The sequence below is a fragment of the Herpetosiphon llansteffanensis genome (genome assembly GCF_003205875.1).
GTDB lineage: Bacteria > Chloroflexota > Chloroflexia > Chloroflexales > Herpetosiphonaceae > Herpetosiphon > Herpetosiphon llansteffanensis.
The window spans coordinates 1-23,548 of the sequence record NZ_PUBZ01000114.1 but is presented as its reverse complement, the minus strand read 5'-3'; the positions used below and the strand labels follow the sequence as shown (position 1 = coordinate 23,548).

Below are 23,548 nucleotides of genomic sequence, written 5' to 3'. Positions count from 1 at the left end.
AGATCGTTTCCATGCTACGAGGTGTCTTTCCGAGCCAGCGCTTAGGCTGGCTTTGGCTCTTAGGCTTGCTTGGAACTGCCCTAGCTCTCATGATCAAGGTGCAAGCGAAGCTTCAGTTTCGCCAACTTGATGGTGCAGTCTTGTTGGGTGCAGCAGTCAGTTTGGGCATCTGGTGGTGGCTAATCAAACGCCAACCACCAAAACCCGATAGCTTGCCAACCCTCGATCAACGCCCATTGCAGCATTTAACCTTGCGGCTCGGCATCAGCGCCGTGGCAATGTTCAGTGCGCTCGTAGCATGGCACAATCTTTTTGGCAATGAATTTAATCCACTTTCGACGTGGGCATGGCTGCTGGCGGTTGGTTTATGGCTCTTGGCATGGCTGCCATGGCAACGCCCACCCCTGCCCAGGGCCGATCGCGCCGAAACCAAACGCGCATGGCTGACCTTTGGCTGTTTACTGATTGTCACCGCCGTTGGCTTGTGGATTCGGCTCTATCGGCTTGATCAAATGCCTTACGACATGACGGTTGACCATGGCTGGAAGATGGAGGATGTTTACACCATTTTGCAGGGTGGCCGGCCTTTATTTTTACCCAATAACACAGGCCGCGAACCAGGCCAATTCTATTACATCGCCACGTTAATTCGCTTTTTTGGCGTGCCGTTTGGCTTTATCGCACTCAAACTTGGTAATGTGATTATTGGCACGCTAACGATTCCGTTTATCTATTTATTTGCGCGCGAGCTTGGTGGGCGCAAACTTGGCATTTTGAGCGCAATGCTGTATGCGCTCGGCAAATGGCCGCTCGAAACCACTCGCATGGGCCTGCGCTTTCCCTATGCCACCTTGCCCGCCGCCTTGGTGCTGTGGTCGCTCTGGCGCTATGTGCGCTTGGGCAAACGCAGCGATGCCTTGCTGGTCGGTTTATGGATGGGCATGGGTTTGTATGGCTATATTGGCGTTCGGGCGGTGCCATTCGTCATTGCCGCCGTCTTTGGATTAATGGCCTTTGATCGTCGTCGCCGCAACCGCAAGAGTTGGCTCACCTTGCTTGGCCATGGAAGTTTGACCCTGATCACAACAGCGCTGATTTTCCTGCCACTGGGCCATTTTATGCTCGATTATCCCGATGTTTTCTGGTTTCGCGTCAGCACCCGCACCAGCAACCATCTCGATGAGATTAGCCGCGAGTTTTGCCAAGACACCAGCAGCGAGCGAGCCTGCGATATTAAAAAATTCGTGGCCAACAACGTTAATTTGGCGGTCGCCTTCAATTGGCGCGGCGATCGCAACGAAGTCAATAATGTGCGCTTCGACCCATTGCTCGATAAAGTTAGCGCAGCCTTGCTCTTGCTCAGCTTGCCAATTATCGTTTGGCGCTTGCTGATCGAGCGCTCATGGCGTTGGTGGATGCTGGTGGTGAGTTTGCCGTTGCTTGGTTTGGCCACAACCCTCAGTTTGGCCTACCCGATTGAAAACCCAAGCGCTGCCCGCACTGGCGTGCTGATGCCCGTCATTTTTACCATGGCCGCCGCGCCCTTAGCACTGGCAATGGAATGGCTTACCAAAGCCAAGCCGTTTGATCAATGGTGGCGCGGCAAACGAGCCTTGCAAGGCTTGATCAGCGTTGGCATGGGCATTTGGCTCTTGGCATGGGCTGGGCGCGAAAATTTCCATCGCTACTTCGTCGATATGGCGCGCCAATACACGGGCTTTATTCCCAATAATCGCGAGGTTGCCGATGCAATTCGCTACTATCGCGATGCTCAGGGCGTGCCCTACGCCAATGCCTACCTCATGCTCAACAGCTATTTCTGGAAGGAATCGCGCAACATCAGCGTGCATTTGAACGATATGCAATGGTATGCCAGCAACACGATTAAGCCCGAAATGGAATTGGTTGTGCCCGAAAAACGCCCAGTGATTATTGTGCTCAATCCTGATGATCAAGTGCATATTGAGCAATTGCAGCGCGAGCATCCTGAGGGCGAGTTGCGCCGCATCAGCAGTGCGGTTGGCAAAGATTTTCTTGTGTTTCACCTACGCTGATGCATACGCTCGGCACTGCCGGCCATGTTGATCATGGCAAATCAAGTTTGGTTCAAGCCCTGACAGGCATCAATCCTGATCGTTGGGCAGAAGAGCAGCGCCGCCAGATGACGCTTGATTTGGGCTTTGCTTGGTTCAACACGCCTGCTGGCCATTCGGTCAACTTGGTTGATGTGCCAGGCCATGAACGCTTGATTAAACAGATGTTGGCGGGAGCAACTGGCTTCGATGGCGTACTCTTCGTAGTTGCCGCCGACGAAGGCATGCAGCCGCAAAGCCACGAACATCTGCAAATTCTCAGCCACCTCGGTATTGATCAAGGGCTGATCGTGCTGAGCAAAAGCGATCTGGTCGATGCAGAGTGGCTCGAATTTATCAGCAGCGAGATTCAAGCCCAAGTTGCCACTAGCAGTCTGGCGAATGCGCCAATTGTGCCAGTTTCGGCCCGCACTGGCGCTGGCATGGCCCAGCTCGTCGCTGCAATCGATGGTTTGATTAGCCAATTGCCAGCCCGACCAATTCAGCAGCACAGCCCACGCTTGCCAATCGATCGGGTGTTTAGCATCGATGGCTTTGGCACGGTCGTCACGGGCACGTTGCGCGATGGCAATTTGAGCGTTGGTATGGAAATAGAAATCCAACCCCAGCAGCTGCGTGGCCGGATTCGCGGCCTGCAATCGCAGCAAATCAGCAAGCAAGCGGCCCAAGCTGGCATGCGCGTCGCGGTCAATCTCAGCGGCATCGAACGCCAACAGCTCAAACGTGGCGATGTTGTAACCATCCCTCAAAGCTTTGCGCCAACCACATTAATTGATGTGATCGTTGAAACAACCGCCGATGCGCCAACCCTAAGCCATAATATGCCCTTGCAACTCTATCTTGGTAGCGCCGAAATCAGCTGTAGCTTGGCTTTGCTTGATCGCGATAGCTTGCCAGCCAATAGCCAAGCATTTGCTCAATTGCGTTTAAACCAAGCCAGCATCGCCCAACGTGGCGATCGGGGGATTTTGCGCCGAGCCTCGCCAGCAGCCACCGTTGCAGGCATTCAGGTGCTCGATGCCCATCCGCAGCGCCATCGCCGCATGCGTCCAGCAGTGATCGCGCATTTGCAACAACTGGTTAATGGCTTGCCACATGAAATTCTGCTGCAACAACTCGATCAGCAATGTTTAAGCTGGCAACAGCTGCAACAACGCAGCGGCTTGGAGCAACAATCTGCCTTGGAAGGCCTAACCACGGGCTGCAACAACGGCATGATCGTGATCGTCTCAGCAACAATGGCCACGCTCACGGCCAGCAGTTTAATCACCAGTTCAGGCTATTGGCAGCAATTGCAAACCAAGCTGCGCCAAACCCTCGCCGACTATCATCATACATGGCCATTGCGTCAAGCGATGCCTCGCGAGGAGTTGCGCAAACGCATGGGCCTCGAAGCAAGCAGTTTCAGCCAAATTACCCAAGCCTTAGCCGATCACACATGGCTTCAAATCGAAGCCAACCAGATTAAACTCGCTAACCATCAGGCCCAGCCAAGCCCCAGCCAACAAGGCCAAATGCAAGCCTTGCTGGGCTTGTGGCAGGCCAATCCGGCGCTACCGCCCAGTCGTGAGCATTGGCCAACCATCGATCAAGAACTCTGGCGGTATCTGTTACAAACCGAGCAACTGATTCACATTGCGCCAGAGGTCTATTTCTTGCCAACCCAATATCAGCGCATGCACAACTGGGTGCTGGAGCAACTCGCCAATGGCCAAAGTATTAGCCTAGCTCAAGCGCGCGATGCTTGGCAAACCAGCCGTAAATATGCCCAAGCCATGCTTGAGCACTGCGATCAACAGCGCATCACGCGGCGAGTTGGCGATGTACGCGTAGCCTATTGAGCTTAACGAAGTGTTAGAAAAGCTTGGCAGCCCTAGCCCCGCCCAAATGCTCGTGTTATGCTGAAGCCATGGTGTTTGTGCCAGCGGAAAGGATGTCGAACGTGAGTACAAAACGTTTATCAATTAAACAACTTGGTAGTGTGCTTTTGATTAGTGCCGCCGCAGGCGCAGGCGCACGCTATCTCGCCAATAAAACCCGCCAACAAGGCCAAAAAATCTACGATTATACAACGCCCCAAAAACTGATCGATTGGTCAGTTGCGCGCACCATCGCCCTGCGCGTCTCGCAATGGCAGGAGCATCCAGTCGTCAATCGGGCTGAACGCCAAGCTGAGTACGATCAGATGGTCGAGCGCAGCCAGCCCTTGATCGATGAGTATCTGAACGTCAAGTTGCCCGAAACCCTTTCACGGGTCAAAGTGGTTGATCGCAAAGAATGGATTGATGCTAATTTGCGTTCGTTTGAGCGCTTGTTTGAGCCAATCGAGAAGCTGTATCGCCAAGCAGCCCAAAATGCAGGCCGCAATCCATCGGTCAACGCGATTAATCGGGCTTTCGTCGGCGCACAAGTTGGGGCCATGGTTGGGGTTTTAGCCCGCAAAGTGCTTGGCCAATATGATTTGAGTTTGCTTTCGCCCCAAGCTGAGCCAGGCATGCTCTATTTTGTCGAGCCAAACATCGCCCGCGTGCAAGAAGGCTTAGGCGTTGATGACCATGACTTCCGCTTGTGGATTACACTGCACGAAACCACCCACGCCTATGAGTTTGAAGCCTATGGCTGGGTGCGCGATCACTTCAGCAATTTGATTCAGCGCTATTTCAATGAGCTTGGCGGCCAGCTCGATGCCTTGCGCAATGGCTTTGGCAGCTTCATCAACCGCATTTTTAGCAATAGCAAAGAACAAACCGATGGCCATTGGATGGAGCAATTGCTGACCCCAACCCAGCGCCAAGTATTTAGCGAACTGCAAGCATTAATGTCGTTGGTTGAAGGCTATAGCAACCACATTATGAATGAAGTTGGCCGCGATATTCTGCCAAACTTCGATCAGATTGAAGCGCGCATGAGCGATCGCAAAGAAAAACGCTCAATCTTCGATGAATTGTTCAACCGCATCACGGGCATGAGCCTCAAAATGCAGCAATACGAGCAAGGCGAACGCTTTGTTAATGCAATTGCCGATCATGGTGGCAAGGATCTCGCCGCCCGCGTTTGGGAAGGCCCAGAAATGCTGCCAACCCTCGACGAAATTCGCAACCCGCAACTGTGGATCGAGCGCGTCGGGGTATAGTTGACGATCCCTCACCCCCCAGCCCCCTCGCCCACTGAACGCGGGCGAGGGGGAGTCAACGATGGTTTCCCAGCGATCTGGATGAAAAAGCCCCTCGCCCGCCGCGTGGGTGAGGGGATCTTAACACCCTTGTAAGCAAACCTACTCCCCCCACCAAATCCACCAATTAATAACGAAGTTACAATTTTTGGTTAAAATACTGCTGCTCTTTTAGCCAATTAGGAATTGTATGAACGAATTGAATCAAGCCCAAGCAGCTTTACTCAGTGGTGATCTGGCTCGTGCGCGAGGCCATCTGGCGCTCGTCATTCAACAAGAGCCAGCTAATGTGTTGGCATGGCTGATGCTCAGCGAAGTTGTGCATCAACCGGAGCGCCAGCGCGAATGTTTGCAACGGGTTTTAGCACTCGAACCACATAATCAAACCGCCCAAAAACGCCTAGCCGCCATCGATCAGCCTGTAATCGCCCCCGCCAAGCCTGCAATTGCCTCAAGCACAGGCCAGAAGGCCAATCAGCAACCGCAACAACCGCGCCAACCAAGCAATAAACCGCCAACCAATACCAGCCTCATCTCGATGATCGGCATTGCAATTGCCTTAGTCATTTTGTTAATTGTGGCCGTGATTGTGTTGCGCGGCATCCCCGAAAGCCCAAGCGAGCAGAGCCAAAGCTTGCAAGGATTACTTGGCCTAGCCATCGCCCAAAGGTGAAGCATGATACAATATCATGAGAATTTTAGTGCTTGGAGTTGCCATGAATGCTTCGCAATTGCTTAAACAAGAACGCGCTGATGCCGTGGCATTACTTGAATCGTTAACTGAAGACCAATGGCAGGCGAGTACGCTCTGCGAAGGCTGGAACGTCACCGATTTGTTGGCGCATATGGTCGCCCGCGAATCACAACCGATCCGCTTTATTCTGGCTGAATCGACCAAAGGTAAGCTTGGCGTGCACCCCGACGAGTTGATGAGCCAAGCGCGCAAACAAGGCCGCTTCAAATTATTACAGGAATTTCGCAATGGCCCGCCGCTGGCTTTTCGTTTGCCAGGCATTGCGCTAGCCAATTTTATTGAGCAATGGGTGCACAACGAAGATTTGCGCCGCGCAGGCTTAAATAAACCACGCATTTCATCGCCAGCAGTGCAAAACCTGATCTGGAAAATGCTGCATATCAATGCTCGTATGATGCTGCGTTCATTCAAAACGCCTGGGATTATTAGCTTGGTACGCCCCGATGGCCGAGCCTTGGCATTTCAGGTTGGCGGTGCATTTCCGCGTCAAGCAGACCCAGCCGAGGCTGCGGTGAAAGTGATTGGCGAGCCAGGCGAAATTTTGCTGTATTTATTTGGCCGCAAAACCGCCGCACATGTGACGATCGAGGGCGATCAGCGCTTGGCCCAAGCCTTACGCAACACAACAATGGGGCTATAGGAGAGCAGCAATGCAACAGCGCAAGGTCGCTCATTATATCGTTACCGGCTTAATGCTGATACTTGGCTTGATTTTCGGTGGTTTTTTTGTGGTCTGGTGCGGCCTGTTGCGCTTTCTTTCTACCGAAGATGGCTGGACTGGTTGGTTTTTGCTGATTATGGCAGGCTTTATCGCATGGCGAGCTATCGAGGCTGGCCGCGATGCGTGGGATGGCTTGCCCAGCGCGCCGCCAAGCGCAATTGCTGCCCTGTTGGCAACCCAATTTTTGTTTGTGGTCATTCAGGTGCATGCCCGCTGGACGGGCCAAAGCAGTGGCATTGATTTCTTAACGATTCTGCCACATGCGCTGATTTTTGGCTGTATCGGCTTGATTTTCAGCCTCAACGGTCAATTTACTGGCCACCTGATTGAATATGCCGACGATGAATTGTTGGCAGAGCCAGCACCGAGCAATGACAATGATGACGATGATGATTTGATGTATTTGGGGGGAGCATGATTTTATTGCTCGGTGGCACCGGCACCTATTTTCTCGACCTCGAAGCCACGTTGGGCGCTGGCAGCTACCAAACGCTGGAAACGCCCTATGGCACCGCAGGCTCAATCTATCAGCCAGCTCAGTTTGGCGGCAAAATTGGCCTTGCTTCGCGTCATGGCTGGGGTCGTTTAGATGTTTCGCCACCATTCGTCAATAGCCGTGCCAACATTTGGGCCGCCAAAGAGCTTGGCTACCAACAAATTTTAAGCTGGAATGGGGTCGGCGCAATTAATCAATTATTGCAGGTTCACGATTTGGTGGTGCTCAACTACGTGCTCAATGGCACCAAAACCCGCCCGATCAATTTTGCTGGCGATCGCCCAAGCCCCACTGCTTGGCAAATTCCGCAGCCTGTTTTTGATGTGGCGAGTGCTCAAGCGCTCTACCAGCAAGCCCGCAAGCAGCAAGCCCGCAGCTTCGATTGTGGCACCTATGCATGTTCGGAAGGCCCACGCCTAGAAACTGCCGCCGAAATTCGGGCTTGGGCCAATTTTGGGGCCGATGTGGTTGGCATGACGTTGGTGCCAGAAGTGTTGCTGGCCTACGAATTGGGGATTAAATTCGCCTCATTAGCGTATGTGACCAACTATGCAACTGGGGTTGAGCCAAGCGCAGGCGCACCCCGTTTCTTTGGGGTTGAAGTGGCCCAAACATGTCTCCAAATTGTGCTAGCAACCGCAGAACACTTGCTGGCAACTAGCGATGTGAGCAACTCATGACGTTTACCATAACCTCACTTAATACGCCATTTGGGCTGGCGATGTTTGCCACGAAAAACAGCCCCAACGGGACAGTAGCAATTTTGCTCGACGAACTAAACCCACATGCGGCGCTGTATGCAGCCAAAACGCAAGGCGTTCGTTGGATTATCGAGGCCGTCAGTATGTTGCCATGCGATGGTCTGCTTCAGCCAGACGATATTGTGATTCCCGATCAGCTGGTCGATTTGACCGAACAACGTGCATCGACCTTCTTTCGCAATCGCGGCTATGGCTTTGTTGGCCAACATCCTGTCTGGTGTCCCGATTTGCGTTCCAGTTTATTAACCGCTGCCCAAAGCGTCAGCCAACGGGTGTTTAGTCGTGGTACACTGGCGGTTGGCGAGGCTGAGACCACGCTTGAGGCCGCCCAAAGCTGGCAAGCCCATGGCCTAAGCCAAAGCGCTGCCCCAGCGGCTTATCTCGCCAAAGAATTAGAATTATGCTACGCTGTCGTCGGCATTGTTGGCACGGCAGCCAGCACGCTTGGCAATACATTAATCGCGGCAGTCGCCCAGCACTTGCCTTCAAGCGCAAGCTGCAACTGCCGCCAGACCATGCAATCGGCGCGCGATCGGGGCCTGATTGGCGACGATTGGCGAACATGGATTGGGGAATAAGATGGCACTTGTATTACGTAACAGCACACAAATCGAAAAAATGCGCACCGCTGGCCGTTTGGTCGCCCAAACCCATGCCATGCTGCGCGAATATGTCGTTCCAGGCGCAGTTTTGCTTGATCTCGATCGATTGGTTGAGGATTATCTGCGTGAGCATGGCGCAACGCCATCGTTTAAAAACTACAAGGGCTTTCCAGCCTCAACCTGTATTTCAATTAACGATGTAATTTGCCATGGTATTCCCGATAAATCGCGCTTGAAAGATGGCGATTTGGTGGCGATTGATATTGGCGCGTTTCTCGATGGCTGGCATGGCGATTCATGCGTAACCTACGCCGTTGGCAAAATCGATGCTCAAAGCGAAAAGCTGATGAAAGCAACCGAAGAAGCCATGTGGCGCGGCATTGCCCAAGCCCGACCAGGCAACACGCTTGGCGATATTGGCGCGGCGATTCAAGAATATACCGAAAGCCAAGGCCTCTCGGTGGTGCGCGAATATACTGGCCACGGCATTGGCCGCAATATGCACGAAGCGCCAACCGTGTTGCATTATGGTGAGTGGGGCAAGGGCTTACGCCTACGCGCAGGCATGACCTTCACAATTGAGCCAATGGTCAATCTTGGTAGCTACGCCACGCGTTTGCTCAAAGATGGTTGGACGGTTAAGACCGTCGATGGCTCGCGTTCGGCCCAATTTGAACATCAAATCGCTGTCACCGATGGCGATCCCTATATTTTAACGGTGCTGTAAACAATGGCAATCAGGATCTACAATCAATCACAAATTAACGAAATGCGCAAAGCTGGCTTGTTGGTGGCCCAAGCCCACGCCATGCTGCGCGAACACGTTGTTGCGGGTGCGGTGTTGCTTGAACTTGATCAACGGGTTGAGCAATTTATTCGTGAGCACGGCGCAACACCATCATTCAAAGGCCATGGCGGCTTTCCAGCCTCAACCTGTATCTCAGTCAACGATGTAGTCTGCCATGGCATTCCCGATAGCACGCGCCTGAGTAATGGCGATATTGTCTCAATTGATATTGGGGCATTTTTAAATGGCTGGCATGGCGATTCCTGTGTGAGTTATGCTGTTGGCAAGCTCGATTCACAAAGCGCCAAGTTGCTTAAAGTAACCGAGGAAGCCATGTGGCGCGGGATTGCTCAAGCGCGGGTTGGCAAAACCATTGGCGATATTGGCGCAGCGATGCAAGAATATACCGAAAGCCAAGGCTTCTCGGTGGTGCGCGAATATACTGGCCACGGCATTGGCCGCAAAATGCATGAAACGCCACCAGATGTTTTTAATTTTGGCGAATGGGGCAAAGGCCTCAAACTGCGGGCTGGCATGACGCTGACGATTGAACCGATTGTCAATATTGGCTCGGCGCGCACGCGCGTGCTGCGTGATGGCTGGACGGCCAAAACCGTCGATGGCTCGCGCTCGGCGCAATTTGAACATCAACTAGCGATTACCACTGGTGATCCAGAAATTTTAACCAAATTATGAAATTAACCAAACGCTATAGTGCCTTCGCAGCCATGTTTGTGGCGATTCTCGCGCTTGATCGCTGGGTTAAGTGGTGGACGCTCGATACGCTCACGCCGCTGGGCAACCCAGGCACCGAGCCAATTCCTGGCATTTTGCGCTTCGTCTATGTTGAAAATCGTGGCGTAGCCTTTGGCTTTTTGGAAAACAACTCGCTGTTGCTGGGAATTCTGGCGCTGGGCGTAATTGGCTTTGTGCTGTTTCGCTCGCGCACATGGTTTCGCGATGCAGGCCTGCTTGGGCAAACGGCGGTTGTGGCAATTATCGCTGGCGGTTTGGGCAATATTATCGACCGCTTTGCCTATGGTTTTGTGGTTGATACCTTCCACATCATTCCGCTGCCAATTTTCCAAGTGTTTAATGTTGCCGATATGGCGATTTCGTTTGGCGCGGTTAGCCTGTTTATCACGCTCTGGCGCGAGGATGCAGCCAAACGCCGGAGCCAACAAACTGCTTAAACCAAAGCGCTCCTACATTCTAGGAGCGCTTTTCAATTTTAGGCCCCAAACGTTTGAACAGTATTGCGCCCAGCCGCCTTGGCTTGATACAGCGCTTGATCGGCTTGCTGAATCAACTGCTCTAAGGGAATGTCGGCATGCTCGTGACAGAGCGCCAAACCAATGCTCACCGAGCTGCTAATTGGCTGTTGATCAACGGTTAACCGTTGTTGTGCAATGGCGCTACGCAAGCGTTCGGCAACCAACAGCGCATCGGCTTTGTTCACGCGGCTCAACAGCACAATAAACTCCTCGCCACCATAGCGGCCAAGCAAATCGGATTGGCGCAAGGCAGCTTGGGCGGTTGTGGCAATCGCTTGCAGCACGAGGTCGCCAACATGATGGCCATGCTGATCGTTAATGTGCTTGAAATGATCAATATCAAACAGCATAATTGCGACTGAATTGCCAGCCAGCGCTGCTTGCTCCAACAAGACTTGGGCCGAAACCAAAAAATGGCGGCGATTATACAGCCCAGTCAGGCTATCAGTCGTTGCCAAGCGTTCCAATTCAATCCGTTGACGATCACGTTCTTGCATCTCTGCCACCAATTCCTGTGTTTTTTGATAATACAAGCGGGCTTGCTGTTGGGCTTGCAGCACCTGATGTTTGACTTGCAATAAGCGCAAACGCTGGTCTGAGCGTTCGTTAAACAGCGTTTCGCGCAAGTGATGATAGGCTTTGAAGTGCTGGATGGCGTTGGCATAATCGGCCATTTGCTCGTAAATATCGGCTAATGCGTTGTGAGCCATTGATTGTTGGCTGAGATCGTTGGTCTCGATCGCTAGCGCCAAACCACGTTGTCCAAATGCCAAGGCTTGCGCATAATCGTGCTGACTTGCTCCTAGGATACCACGCTGGATCAATGAAAAAATCATATCTTCTTGAAATCCAAGCCGTTGGGCCAAGCCAAAACTGGCCTCAAATTCGGCCATAGCTTGGTCGGAGCGACCAAAACGCTGATAAACCACGCCCAAAATATTCAACACCTCGACAATGCCCTGCGACCAACCAAGTGCCTGATACAGCTCCAAACTGGCATTTGCATACATCAAGGCATCGTACAATTGATCATATTCCAAGGCGACCCAGCAGCTATTATCGAGCATGGTGGCGTACAACCGTTTTTGGGCTTTGGTCTCAAGCTGGGCTGGCAGGCGTTGAAATGCGCGTTGCAAATAGCTTTCTGCTTCCATTGGCTGCTCTAAAACGCGGTATAAATAGCCAATATTGCTATTCAAAATCGTTTGCATCCATTCATTATTGGTGTTGATCGCAATTTCTTCAGCAATCAGATAATGCTCCAAAGCGGCATCAAGCTGCGATTGCAATGCCAACGTAACACCAAGAATGTTATGCAACGCCATTTTATCGACCCAATTATCAATAAATTGGTCGGGAGCATCTTGGTAATAGGCAGCAGCAGGATTTTTCAATTCAAATATATTTGGATTCACATAATCGCAATATTCCAGTGCTTTATAAAAACAATTTAATGCTTCAGCATATTTTTTATGCACGCTATAAAATTTACCACGCCAATACCATGCTTCAACCAAGCCCTGATAATAGGGCGTGTAGGCAAATAAACCATTGCGCGCATGATACTCTGCCTGATAATTTATCTTCCATGCTTGCGCCAAATCGATATGGCGTAAATTTGCAGCCCAAACGTTTAATAAATCGATAGTACGAGCAGGATTGGTAGATTGCTTTAATTCTTGCTGAATTTGCTGTGAGACAACCATAGTACGCTTTCGTTGGCAGACTTCTTGCTCTCTGGATTGATCCAATCCAGTTTGATCGCACAAGCAGCGATCAATATAAAAACTTTAACATATGCATAATCTTTGCACCATCCCCTCAATGGTGCAACCAATGTTTGGTAAAATCTACCGCTTTCGGGAGATTTTTTGCAACGTAAGTGAGTAGTTTTCCAAGCGTAAGCAATTTTGTTAAGCAATTGATCTAGACTGCCTTCAAACGCTATTTTTGCAACGGCTTGACGCTCAATTGCCAACACCAACGCCAATCAAGGAGCATCGCAGCAATGACAACCCAGCGCATCTTAGTCGTTGGCGCTGAAGCAGAGCCGAAAACCAAGTTTATTCAGTCGATCTGTGACACGTGGAGCAGTCACGAGCTTGATGGAGCAAACATCCAGAGCAGCCAAAGCATCGTAATGGATATAGGCCATTTGGACTACGCCGAACAAGCTTCGGTTTGGTATGGAATCCCTGCGAGTGCTAGCCCAATCATCCATGAGCTTGCCCAAACCGTCAACGGCTGTATTGTATTAATTGATCCAAGCACTGATAATGCTGCAATGCTTGATCTCGCCGATCAGCTTGAGCCGTGGATCGCTGGGCCAATTATTTTGCTGGTAACCCAGCAAGCAGCCGTATCCGACCACCTTCGTGCCGCCTTAAATCGTTCAAACCATTACATAGTAGACAGTTACATCATGCATAAACCAGAATCAATCCAACGAATCATGACCGCCTTGGGTGGAACATTGCCTACCAACAGCTCCGTTCAAAAAGAATATATTCCTGCGACCTTTGATCAAGCGCGCCAAGTGCAGCTGCTGTTTGAGCAACTTGTCCAAGATACCAATCACGACATTATTGGCACAGCCTTAATCGATACCAACGGCGAACTGCTGGTTTCAACCTTGCCAGCGAAGATTAGCCCTGAACAATTAGCAGCGATTAGCGGGCCATGGTTACGCATCGCCGATAAAGTAGCGCATAGCGCCGCGTTAGGCCAAACCGAAGAAAGCATTATTCGCACTGCTGAAGGCTTGTGTATTATTCGCCCAGTGCATAGCCATATTTTGATTACGTTGCTTCAGCCACACGCCAACCTTGGCCTCTTTTGGCTGAATGTTGCTGATATGGAGCGACCATTGAGGGAGCTATTGGCAGCCTAATGAATGCACAATCGAGGCATCCCGCTATGCACTAGCGGGATGCCGTTTTTTTTAGCTATTGGGTAACGTAGGGCAAGAAGATGTGCACTTGAGGAATGACCACGGTTGCACTCACCGAGGGCGTGGCACTTGCAGTTACAACTGGAGTTTGCGAAGCTGTTTGAGTTACCGAAGGCGTTGGTGTAAAGGTAAAGCTTGGTGGGCCGCTATCAGTTGGGCTAGCAGTGACGCTGACTGCTGGCGTAGCCGTGCGCGTGGCGGTTGCCGAGACGGTTGCTGGCGTGACAGTTTGGGTTGCCGTCAGGCTTGGCGTGGCCGTGCGGGTTGCGCTTGGGGTAGCCGTGGCAGTACGGGTTGCGGTTGGGCTGACCGTGCCTGGCGTAACCGTGACCGCTGGCGAGCCATCAACTTGGGCCTCAACAATATTCTGAATTGCCGTTGGCACATTCGAGAGAAAATCAAAGCCAGTCATGCTTTCAATATAATCGACACTGACCCGATATTGCTCCCAAGGATTGCTGCGAATCCCTTGATTGTTGGGCATCCAAATGCCAATCACCCGAGTATTGGCGGCGACGCGATTCGCATCATCATTCCCCACAGGTAGCACTACAATAACCTTCCAGGTGAAGGCGGGAATGTTCACCCGACCACTGGCAATCGTGCCTTTTGTGCCATATCCGCCAGTCATAATGTAGAGTTCGTTGCCAGCCCGCGCCCATGTGCGGCACATATTTTCCAAATTGGCCCATGGGCCTTGGTTATTATCAGGCGCTTGGGGAATCATATTCGACATGATGAAGGTTTGATCGTTGGCAGCCCGTGAGACAGTGCGATCGCCTGATGGGATCATATGGCCACGGTCATAGCCGCTGCCACTATAATCGCCTGGCTGCACCCGATACCAACCACTTGGCAGGCTTGAATCGGCCACAAAATCGCCGCGCGAGGTGCTGCCAAGATCTTGCACTTCCAAGTGCCAACTAACCCAAGCTGGAATTCCAGCATCACGTTGATAGGCCATGGCATATTGAGTGCGTTCGATTAAATAATTATCTGGCACCAAGGGATCACTGACCGCATTGCTAGGATTGCCCAGCGTGAGGTGCAAACTATCGTTGGGAGCAGCTTGGGTGGTAGGTTGACGCAAGCCTAGCGCCAACAGTCCTAAAATGAGCAGACCAAAAAGCCGACGCAGACCAGTCATGACAGCAATGTCCTTTCGCGATGAAAGTATGATGAATAGCTTGCATACTGTACCATAGCTGTCTAGGCATAAATCAGATGCGTAGCATACTCAAAATCCTGCCGAGCGATAGCCTCACCTGTATGGGGGATATAGGCCTACAACAAAGCTGTTATATGATCATACTTGCAATTTTAGAAATTAGCTGTATCGTTACAGAAGTGAAGTAAGACACATGCTTTGCAAAAACGAGTCGCTCTTGAAAGCGCTCGTTTTTTTGCAATCTACAGATGCAAACAACGCGGCAATGAAGCTGGCGAGGCAGGCGTAGCGCTCGCCAGCTTTGTTGTATGCCCAAAAATTCCCAGCATGGCCTTACGAATCACGGCGAAATCCTGTTGGAATCTATGAGGAGTCAGCGTATGGGCAGCCGTTTGGCGCTCTGGCGGTCGAATGCACGGCCCGGGGTTCGGGGTAGTTTATATTATTTGTGTTTTTGGTCGAGCGTTGGCATGTATGTACCATTTATTAATGTGTACTTCACCAACCTTGGCTTAAGTGGCCAACAAATTGCCATGTTTGGGGCGATTAGCCCGTTGGCGGTGCTGTTGTTTAATCCCTTGGTAGGAGCAACGGCTGATCGGCGGGGCTGGCATGTGCAATTATTGCTCAGTATGTTGGCTTTCACAGCGTTGAGCCAAATTGCGCTGGCATTTCCAACTAGCTTCTTTACGATCTTGCCAGTGATGGTTATGTTGGCGGTGGCACGCGGGCCAATCGCACCCTTAGCCGATAGTATGATCGCAGGCATGGCGGTGCGCCATCAGCTGGCTTATGGCAAATTGCGGCTCTGGGGTTCGGTTGGCTATGCAGTAACTTCATTATTAGGCGGCATTTGGTGGGCCAAAACCGGCTATCCAACCATGTTTATTTTGACTGGGTGTATGACAGGTTTGGTTGCGATTGTTGCCAATAGCCTTGATCACACGCCAGAATTGCGCAAAACAACGGTCAAACCAGCCAAAGCGCCACGCGATGCAGCTTTTATCGCAATTGTGATTATCACGGGCTTGGTCGGCGCAGCCTTCAGCATGGTTTCGATGTTCGATGGCAACTTGATTCAAAAACTCAGCGGTGGCAGCACGATGATGCTTGGCATTTTGCCCTGTGTGATTGCTAGCACCGAAGTGCCAGTGATGTTGAAAGCTGATCGGGTGATTGCGCGCTTTGGTACGGCCAAAACGCTCGCCATTGCCACCCTGATTCTTGGATTGGGCTTTATTGGCAGCGGCATGGTCAGCGAAGCATGGATGTTGATTCCAATTGGCATGTTTCGGGCGTGTGGCTTTGGCTTGTATTCAGTCGCAATTATTCGCCTGATTACCGAGCGCATTCCAACCAACTTGCTGGCGACCGCCCAAGGCTTGATTAGCGCCATCGGTGGCGGCTTATCACCGTTGTTGGCAACCCAAGCTGGCGGCTATATGTTCGATGTTTCAGGGCCACAATTGGTCTTTATTGTTGCTGGAACATGCATTGGTTTGGCAACCTTGGTCGTTGGGCTGGGACTCAAATTGAATTGGTTCAAGCCAGCCACCACCATGAACGCCTAATTGGCCTGTTCTGCATTACAGCATCACTTTTGAAAAAGTGGTGCTGTTTTGATTTTAGCCCGACTTGACAGCAACGACAGCATTGCGTAGAGTGGCAACTATTAATTATTAGTTAAAGGTAATTCGTATGCACACTCGAAACATGGTTCGTTGGCTATTGTTCGCAAGTTTATTAATTGGCGTGTTTGGGAGTTACGCGTGGCAGCAGCAAAGCTTTGCCCAAAGCCCAGCCACAATCACCAACCCATGGGCGCTTCGCCAAGGCCAAGCCACTTATTACACCGCAACAGGCTTGGGCAATTGTAGCCTGCCATTGCCAAGCGATTTGTTGTTTGGCGCGATGAATAATCCCGATTATGCCACGGCTGATTATTGTGGGGCGATGGTTAAAATCACTGGCCCCTTGGGATCGGTCACAGTGCAAATTACCGACCGCTGCCCTGAATGCCAAACCGGCCATATCGACCTTAGCCCGCAAGCCTTTGATCGGATTGCGCGGCGAGTTGATGGAATTGTGCCAATCAGCTGGCAATTGATCAGTAATCCAGCCACGACTGGCAAGGTTGGCTATCATTTCAAAGATGGTAGCAATCAATGGTGGACAGCAGTGCACCTGCGCAATCATCGCAATGCAATTGCCAAATTTGAGTATCGCATGGGCCAAGCGGCCTATAAAGTTGCTCCGCGCTTTATTTTCAATTATTTTATTGCCGAAACGGGCATGGGTGCTGGCCCCTACAGCTTTCGCACCACCGATGTCTATGGCAATGTGATTGTTGATGAAAATATTGCGCTTGGCGATAATGTAACCAGACCAGGACTGCAGCAATTCCCCTATGTTGCGCCACCAGGCTCAGCAACCCCAACTCCAAGCCCAACGCCCCGCCCAACCGTGCCGCCCGAAAGCCTCACCGAACACGTGTGGCTGCCGTATACGCGGAAATAAGCTGTGAAATACGTTCCCTCACCCCCTTGCCCCCTCTCCCACTGAACGCGGGCGAGGGGGAATTTGATCATTGATGGTTAACCATGAATTACATCAAACACCGCTGTTTAGAACGCGGGCGAGGGGGAGTCGACCGTTTTTCACCAAGAATTGCGCCAGAGCCACGGGGTTAAAGCCCTTCGCCCGCGCACGGGAGAGGGGTTGGGGTGAGGGGATCTCATAACCCATCATTGAGCACCGACGAATTGCGCAAGAACCACAGCATTAAAGCCCCGTGCCCGCACCGTGGGCGCGGGGTTGGAGTGAGGGAACCTAAAAAAACCAAGGCCCAGCGCAATTGCGCTGGGCCTTGACTGTAGCTCATTCCAAGAATTAGAACTTGCTCCAGAGGTATTGGTTGGTTACTTCGTGATGGAATTGAACTTCCGAGCGCTTGATCAACGTGCCCAAGCGATGTGGACAGCGATCAGCTGAGGCAATCTTCAGTTCAGCATACTTGGCTTGAATTTCTTCGCCCAAGACTGAAGCGATGATTTCGCTCGATTGGAACGATTCGATTGCATCGTAAATGTTGTCGGGCAATACTTTTGCACCCTTGCGAACTGACAAATCGGCCTTTGGCCCTTCCAAGCCGACCTTCAAGAGCGCGTAAATCGCCATGTATGGGTTGGCATCGGGAGCAATCGAGCGCACTTCGATCCGTGCTGAACGAGCGTTGCCTAATGGAATCCGCACCATCGAGCCACGATCGATTGCCGAAGCCTTGATTTGGTTTGGCGCTTCGTAGTGTGGGTCGAGGCGGCGATAGGAGTTGACGCTGGCATTCAACAACAAACACAGATCCAAGCCGCTGGTCAAAATGCGGTCGACATAGTTCCAGCCGTATTCCGACAAGCCTTCTTCACCGTTGGCATCGTAGAACAAGTTGGTATCGCCCTTGGCCAATGACATGTTGGTGTGCATACCGCTGCCGTTGACCCCAGTTACAGGCTTGGGCAAGAAGCTAGCAGTCAAATCGAGTTTGTAGGCCAATTGGCGACAAATCAATTTATACAGCAACACTTGGTCGGCGGCTACCGAGGCTTCGGTGTACGAATAGTTCATTTCGAACTGTGAAGGCGCAACTTCTGGGTGATCTTTTTCATTTTCAAAGCCCATTGCGCGTTGTGCTTCAGCAGCAGCATCAATGAACAAGCGCAGCGGATCGCCAGGCAATGAGTTGTAATAGCCACCAGTGCTCACTAAATCGAAGTGGCCGGTATCGCGGTAGTGTTGCTCGGCGTTGCGGCCCTTGAACAAGAAGCCTTCAATTTCGTTGGCAACGTTACAAACGATGCCTTCTTTGGCCAACAACTCAGCGGTGTAGGCTTGCAAGCGGGCGCGGAAATCGGCTGCATAGACTGAGCCATCGCGTTCGAGCACTTGACCAAACACCAACACTTTACCAGGCCCAAAAATGTCGGATGGCAACCAGTAGAACGCACCCCAGTCGATGCCCAAGCGCAAGTCGGATTCTGATTGTTGCGAGAAACCACGGATTGAAGAGCCGTCAAAGGTCAAGTTATCAGCTGATTTCAACAAGAATTTTTTGTCGTAATCGAGCATGTGCAAGCGGCCTTCAAGGTCGGTGAAACAAACGGTCACCGCTTTGATGCGGCGTTCGTCGTTCAAATAGCGCATGCGCTCTTCTTGCAACTTGTCCAATGATGTGCGGGCAACCCGTTGAGCTTTGGCAGCGAGGTTCAGTTCTTCCAACTCTTCGTAGGGAATTTCGAGAAAATCACGAAGTGTCATGGTGTGTCATCCTTCTTTTTACTAACAAAGCCATACTCGGTGTCCCGCGAGCATAGGGGCTTAGTAGTGGGTTTGGAAAATCTTGGGATATGGCCAAGGAACGCGCGATCCATTCAACTAGGTCGCATTATACGCAATCCCATCACACCAGAACTTGTGTAATCTACCCAAAGTTTAAATTGCGCTATTTGTACAAGTTGCACAAAAGCTACGGCGATTGCTTGCCGTTAGTGGCCGCATGAAGGGTCATAGGCGCATCAGTTATTGTAGCAATTTGCCTAATCAGTTGCCTCGACCAAGCATGGAAAAACGATGGTAAAAATTGAGCCTTGGCCAAACACGCTTTCAACTTGAATCGTGCCGTTCAATAGCTCAATAAAATGGCGACATAACGCCAAGCCCAAGCCCGTGCCGCCATAACGCCGCGTCGTCGAGGCATCGCCTTGGGTAAATGGCTCAAATAAACTCAATATTTGTTCATTGGTCATGCCAATGCCGGTATCACTCACGCGACATTGGACATGCTGGCTGGCTGGGTCAAAACTCACACTTAGATTGATGCTGCCATGTTTGGTAAATTTCGCGGCGTTGCTCAACAGATTAAGCAAAATCTGGCGGAGCATGGCGCGATCAGTGTGAATGAGTGGCAATTGTTTGTTTGGCTCAAAAGCGAGGCTGTTGGCATTTTTTTGGGCCATTGGGCTAATTGTGGCAATTAATTCATGGCCTAGTCCATTCAGATCAAAGGTTTCGGCAGCAATCTGATATTTGCCAGCCTCAACTTTGGCCAGATCAAGCACATCATTAACTAAGTTGAGCAATTGATGGCCTGCATCATTAATTTGGCCAATATCATGGCGAAAATCCTCAAGCATGCTGGGATCGCTAAAATCGGTGTCGTCCATCAGCAATTCGCTATAGCCGATAATCGCATTCAGCGGCGTGCGCAGCTCGTGGCTCATATTGGCCAAAAATGTGCTTTTGGCTCGATTAGCGGCTTCGGCAGCATCACGGGCATGGCGCAAAGCTTCTTCTGCTTGTTTACGAGCAGTAATTTCTTGAATCGTGCCCTCTGCATAGAGCACCGAACCATCATCTGCATACACAAAACGCGAGGTTTCGCTAATCCAGATGCGTTCGCCATTGGCAGGCCGATAAACTTCCGATTCAATTTCATCATATGCGCCATGGGTGTGTAGCAGCTCGCGCAAATACTCAAAGCGCTCTGGATCAACATACATCGTGTTTAAATCGGCCACATAATCGACCAATTCATGTTCGTGGGCAAAGCCTGCTAAGCGCACCAAAGCCGGATTGGCCCGCAACACCCGACCATCAAGCGTGATGCGAAAAATGCCGATTTTGGTTGTTTCAAAGATCGTGCGGTAATCGCGCTCGGCCATGCGCAACGCATCGGTTAATTGATGATGCTCGGTTATGTCTTGCAGCGAGCCATAAATTTTGATCGGCTGGCCAAACTCTAGCTCGACTCGCCCGGTAAAACGCCCCCAAAACGAACGCCCACGAAAGGTGCGCATTTCGAGGCTCATATCAAACGAACCACGCTGCTCGATCATCTGGCGAAAAATTGCCTCAAGCTGAACGAGCGTTGCGTTGGTATGAAAAAAATTCTGATTCTCAATCGTCGGCGTATATTCAAGCGGCGATGTATCTAAAATTCGATACATTTCGCGCGTCCAATACACTTGGTTAGTACGCAGATCAATTTCCCAGCCAGCAACATGGGCGGTTTGCTCAGTTTGCAGCATCAGCCGCTCAAGCCGATTGCTCTCGGTAATATCGCGCACCAACCACACTTGACGCTGGCCATGAGCCGCCAATGTACATTCTAAAAGGCAGCTTTGGCGTTGGCGATTAACAATAAAGCCGTGAATTGTTTGGCCTAAGCTTGATGCTGAGGCAGCTGCATACAATTGGCGCATACTGGCAGCCTCGGTGGGATACAACAGCTGAAACCATTGCTCAGTCGTGGTAATTTCGGCGTTGCTATAGCCAATCATCGCCGTAACTGCTTGATTAAAAAAAACCTGAGAACCTTGAAACCAGACCAAACCAACTGGAAATTGCTCAAGCGTCACATCTTTACGGCGGGTCGCTTTGATCAAACGGCGTTGCCAGGCGCTGGTCAGCGGCCATTTCAGTTTCTGAGGCATAGGGTATCGCCCTCACAACACAAGTTTCAAGCCTTCGGTCTAAGCCCTATTGTAGTATGAGAAGCCCAACGATCCAAGTGGTTTAAGCAGGCTTATACTTTATGACGCACTGCACAGCAGCAAGCAACGACCATGCTATAATGAGTTTCCCGCAGCACAATTCAGATCGTAGGAGGCGTTGTGGAATTAATTAAGAAATACGGCAATCGTAAGCTTTATCATACCAATGCCAAACAATATATTACCTTGCATGGCATCGCTAAGTTAATTCGTGCTGGCAGCGATGTTCGGGTGGTCGATAATGTTACCGGCGAAGATTTGACTGTCCAAACCTTATCGCAAATTTTGCTCAATAACAAAGGCCGCCGTTCAGGCCCGTTGCCAATTCCGCTCTTATCCGATCTGATTCAAACTAGCGGCGAGACGCTCTCACAGATGCGCCGCAACCTGTTCCATTCGTTGGGTGGCAGCCAAATCGTCGAGGCCGAAATTCGCTTGCGGCTGGAACATTTGCTCGATGAAGGCAAAATCAGCGAAGAATTATGTCAACGAATGGGCCAATTATTGCTCAATGATTCGGGCCATGCCCATGCCGAAAATCTGCCCGATCGCTCTGATGTCGAACGCTTGAAAGGCCAAGTTGAGCAACTAGCCAACTTAGTTGAACAGTTATTACAGGATAAATAATCAATCGCCGTTTCTCCGATTCGTTTGCTGACGTATCGCCAATGGCAATGAGGCCACGATCAATGAAGAATTCAACCCCATCTAAACGCGCGCTCGTCCTTGCCGGTGGTGGCATCTCTGGAGCTGTTTACGAAATTGGCGCACTCCGTGCCATCGATGATCTCCTCACAACCCTCACGATTAATGATTTTGATATGTATGTTGGCACCAGCGCAGGCAGCTTAATTAGCTCATGTCTGGCCAATGGCATTACCACCCGCGAGTTGCTGCGCATTCTCGAAGGAGCCTTGCCCGATGCCAAACGCCTGCAACGCGACCAAATTTTGGCGCTCAATTTGCGCGGCCTCGTCAAACGTGGGCGACGCTTGCCGCGGCTCTTGGCCCAACGTGCCATCGAAACTTTGCGCCATCCACGCGATTTTGCGCCCTTGGATTGGGCTTGGAAGATGCTCGAAGGCTTGCCCAATGGCATTTATTCAACCAATAGTTTAGAGCGCTATCTGCGCAATTTTTTGGCCGAGCGTGGTAGCAACCACTTTGCCGAGGTGCAACGCGAACTGTATATCGTAGCGACCGAGCTTGATAGCGGCGATCGGGCGGTATTTGGCGAGGGTAGCCTGCGCAATGTGCCAATTTCGGCAGCAGTCGCTGCGTCAAGCGCCATGCCAATTGTCTATGAGCCAGTGCGGATCAATGGCGTTGATTATATTGATGGTGGCGTGCGTGGCACGGCTAGCCTCGATGTAGCGATTGATCGTGGGGCAAAATTGATTGTCTGTGTCAATCCGCTGGTTGCCTTTGATAATCGCAAGCAACAGCTTGGCACGCGCATCGCCGATGCAGGAATTCAGGCGATTGGCAACCAAGTATTTCGCACATTTATTCAGGCTGGTTTACACTATCACATCAAAAAACTGCGCCAACAACACCCTGATGTCGATATTATTTTGATTGAGCCACGGGCTGATGATGCGACGGTGTTTGGCGAACATGTGCTGCATTATGATGAGCGCATGATGCTGGCCCGCCATGGCTACGAATCAGCCACCATTCGCATGGCCGACCAATATCAAGATTACAAGGCGATTTTGGCCAAGCATGGGGTACAAATTAGCCGCCAACGGGTTGCCAAAGAGCTGCATCACCTATTTGCCAGCGACGATGCAGACACGGTGCACTCGTTACTGGCGCGCGACCCCAATGGCAAGCGTTTGACCAACCCCCAAAAAAGCTGGCGCACCGCCAATCTGGCCCATACCCTCGACGACCTCGATGCGCGGCTTGGCAACTTGGAATAATTGAGATGCCCTCACCCCAACCCCTCTCCCGTGGCGCGGGCGAGGGGCTTTAATGTCATCGTTCGTGCATGCAGCGTGATGGAGCATCCCCTCACCCCCAACCCCTCTCCCGGGCGCGGGCGAGGGGCTTTAATGTCATCCTTCGTCCATGTTGAGTGATGGAGCATGCCCTCACCCCAACCCCTCTCCCGGGCGCGGGCGAAGGGCGTTCATTCGGTGGGTCTACCAGAATTAGTGATGAAAACCAGCGTGCTCCCCCTCGCCCTGTCTCTTATACACCTCTGACGCTGCCGACGAAGC

21 protein-coding genes are annotated in these 23,548 nt (G+C 51.4%); 16 read left to right on the top strand and 5 right to left on the bottom strand.

Going from position 1 to position 23,548, the window contains the following annotated elements:
- The first annotated feature begins 11 nt into the window (after positions 1 to 11).
- The 11 genes from C5S61_RS17655 to lspA all read left to right on the top strand — a co-directional run bounded on the left by C5S61_RS17655 (position 12) and on the right by lspA (position 10,579).
- Positions 12 to 2,054, top strand: a complete 2,043-nt coding sequence (locus tag C5S61_RS17655) for a glycosyltransferase family 39 protein (RefSeq protein ID WP_110517006.1) — start codon at positions 12 to 14, stop codon at positions 2,052 to 2,054.
- A complete protein-coding gene (gene selB, locus C5S61_RS17650) occupies positions 2,054 to 3,934 on the top strand; it encodes a selenocysteine-specific translation elongation factor (RefSeq protein WP_110517003.1) in 1,881 nt (626 codons plus the stop codon). Before C5S61_RS17655 ends, selB begins: the two co-directional genes overlap by 1 nt.
- Positions 3,935 to 4,035: 101 nt before the next feature.
- Positions 4,036 to 5,226 (top strand): zinc-dependent metalloprotease, encoded by a 1,191-nt coding sequence (locus C5S61_RS17645; protein ID WP_110517001.1) that lies wholly within the window; start codon positions 4,036 to 4,038, stop codon positions 5,224 to 5,226.
- A 229-nt stretch (positions 5,227 to 5,455) separates the two neighbouring features.
- Entirely contained in the window at positions 5,456 to 5,938 is a 483-nt protein-coding gene (locus C5S61_RS17640) for a tetratricopeptide repeat protein (RefSeq protein ID WP_110516998.1), read from the top strand.
- A gap of 43 nt (positions 5,939 to 5,981) precedes the next feature.
- Positions 5,982 to 6,659, top strand: coding sequence for a maleylpyruvate isomerase family mycothiol-dependent enzyme (locus C5S61_RS17635; RefSeq protein WP_164689600.1), 678 nt, complete (start codon positions 5,982 to 5,984; stop codon positions 6,657 to 6,659).
- 10 nt (positions 6,660 to 6,669) lie between these two features.
- Positions 6,670 to 7,158 carry a hypothetical protein gene (locus C5S61_RS17630; protein WP_110516994.1) on the top strand — a complete coding sequence of 163 codons (489 nt, stop codon included), beginning with the start codon at positions 6,670 to 6,672 and terminating at the stop codon, positions 7,156 to 7,158.
- On the top strand, positions 7,155 to 7,916 hold the full coding sequence (locus C5S61_RS17625; RefSeq protein WP_110516991.1) for an MTAP family purine nucleoside phosphorylase: 762 nt from the start codon (positions 7,155 to 7,157) through the stop codon (positions 7,914 to 7,916). Before C5S61_RS17630 ends, C5S61_RS17625 begins: the two co-directional genes overlap by 4 nt.
- Complete coding sequence (locus C5S61_RS17620) at positions 7,913 to 8,575, top strand: phosphorylase family protein (protein ID WP_110516988.1); 663 nt, start codon at positions 7,913 to 7,915, stop codon at positions 8,573 to 8,575. The genes C5S61_RS17625 and C5S61_RS17620 overlap by 4 nt, the downstream gene beginning before the upstream one ends.
- A gap of 1 nt (position 8,576) precedes the next feature.
- Positions 8,577 to 9,326, top strand: a complete 750-nt coding sequence (map, locus tag C5S61_RS17615) for a type I methionyl aminopeptidase (RefSeq protein WP_110516986.1) — start codon at positions 8,577 to 8,579, stop codon at positions 9,324 to 9,326.
- A gap of 3 nt (positions 9,327 to 9,329) precedes the next feature.
- Entirely contained in the window at positions 9,330 to 10,082 is a 753-nt protein-coding gene (gene map / locus C5S61_RS17610; RefSeq protein ID WP_110516984.1) for a type I methionyl aminopeptidase, read from the top strand.
- Positions 10,079 to 10,579: a signal peptidase II gene (lspA, locus tag C5S61_RS17605; RefSeq protein WP_110516982.1), complete on the top strand. Its 501-nt coding sequence runs from the start codon at positions 10,079 to 10,081 to the stop codon at positions 10,577 to 10,579. Before map (C5S61_RS17610) ends, lspA begins: the two co-directional genes overlap by 4 nt.
- Positions 10,580 to 10,617: 38 nt before the next feature.
- Here the strand turns inward: lspA and C5S61_RS17600 are convergent, their stop codons facing one another.
- Both C5S61_RS17600 and C5S61_RS26640 read right to left on the bottom strand, forming a co-directional pair.
- The gene (locus C5S61_RS17600) at positions 10,618 to 12,366 is read right to left on the bottom strand and encodes a diguanylate cyclase (protein WP_110516980.1); all 1,749 of its coding nucleotides are present in this window, start codon (positions 12,364 to 12,366) and stop codon (positions 10,618 to 10,620) included.
- A complete protein-coding gene (locus C5S61_RS26640) occupies positions 12,333 to 12,638 on the bottom strand; it encodes a hypothetical protein (RefSeq protein ID WP_124033460.1) in 306 nt (101 codons plus the stop codon). Before C5S61_RS26640 ends, C5S61_RS17600 begins: the two co-directional genes overlap by 34 nt.
- Positions 12,639 to 12,668: 30 nt before the next feature.
- Here C5S61_RS26640 and C5S61_RS17595 point away from each other — a divergent pair, with 30 nt between their 5' ends.
- Positions 12,669 to 13,550: a roadblock/LC7 domain-containing protein gene (locus C5S61_RS17595; protein ID WP_110516978.1), complete on the top strand. Its 882-nt coding sequence runs from the start codon at positions 12,669 to 12,671 to the stop codon at positions 13,548 to 13,550.
- Between the two features lie 55 nt (positions 13,551 to 13,605).
- Here C5S61_RS17595 and C5S61_RS17590 read toward each other — a convergent pair whose 3' ends face one another.
- Complete coding sequence (locus C5S61_RS17590; RefSeq protein WP_110516976.1) at positions 13,606 to 14,757, bottom strand: DNA/RNA non-specific endonuclease; 1,152 nt, start codon at positions 14,755 to 14,757, stop codon at positions 13,606 to 13,608.
- 401 nt (positions 14,758 to 15,158) lie between these two features.
- Between C5S61_RS17590 and C5S61_RS17585 the strand changes: the two genes are divergently transcribed.
- Both C5S61_RS17585 and C5S61_RS17580 read left to right on the top strand, forming a co-directional pair.
- Positions 15,159 to 16,349 (top strand): MFS transporter, encoded by a 1,191-nt coding sequence (locus C5S61_RS17585; protein WP_164689598.1) that lies wholly within the window; start codon positions 15,159 to 15,161, stop codon positions 16,347 to 16,349.
- Between the two features lie 127 nt (positions 16,350 to 16,476).
- Positions 16,477 to 17,295: an expansin EXLX1 family cellulose-binding protein gene (locus C5S61_RS17580; protein ID WP_110516972.1), complete on the top strand. Its 819-nt coding sequence runs from the start codon at positions 16,477 to 16,479 to the stop codon at positions 17,293 to 17,295.
- 372 nt (positions 17,296 to 17,667) lie between these two features.
- On the opposite strand, the gene C5S61_RS17575 is transcribed toward C5S61_RS17580, so the two are convergent.
- Both C5S61_RS17575 and C5S61_RS17570 read right to left on the bottom strand, forming a co-directional pair.
- The gene (locus C5S61_RS17575; RefSeq protein ID WP_110516970.1) at positions 17,668 to 19,089 is read right to left on the bottom strand and encodes a glutamine synthetase family protein; all 1,422 of its coding nucleotides are present in this window, start codon (positions 19,087 to 19,089) and stop codon (positions 17,668 to 17,670) included.
- 278 nt (positions 19,090 to 19,367) lie between these two features.
- Positions 19,368 to 21,263 carry a PAS domain-containing sensor histidine kinase gene (locus C5S61_RS17570; RefSeq protein WP_110516968.1) on the bottom strand — a complete coding sequence of 632 codons (1,896 nt, stop codon included), beginning with the start codon at positions 21,261 to 21,263 and terminating at the stop codon, positions 19,368 to 19,370.
- A 180-nt stretch (positions 21,264 to 21,443) separates the two neighbouring features.
- On the opposite strand from C5S61_RS17570, the gene C5S61_RS17565 reads away from it, so the two are divergent.
- Together C5S61_RS17565 and C5S61_RS17560 are read left to right on the top strand one after the other, a co-directional pair.
- Positions 21,444 to 21,950, top strand: a complete 507-nt coding sequence (locus C5S61_RS17565) for a polyhydroxyalkanoate synthesis regulator DNA-binding domain-containing protein (RefSeq protein WP_110516966.1) — start codon at positions 21,444 to 21,446, stop codon at positions 21,948 to 21,950.
- A 62-nt stretch (positions 21,951 to 22,012) separates the two neighbouring features.
- Positions 22,013 to 23,248 carry a patatin-like phospholipase family protein gene (locus C5S61_RS17560; protein ID WP_164689597.1) on the top strand — a complete coding sequence of 412 codons (1,236 nt, stop codon included), beginning with the start codon at positions 22,013 to 22,015 and terminating at the stop codon, positions 23,246 to 23,248.
- Positions 23,249 to 23,548 lie beyond the last annotated feature (300 nt).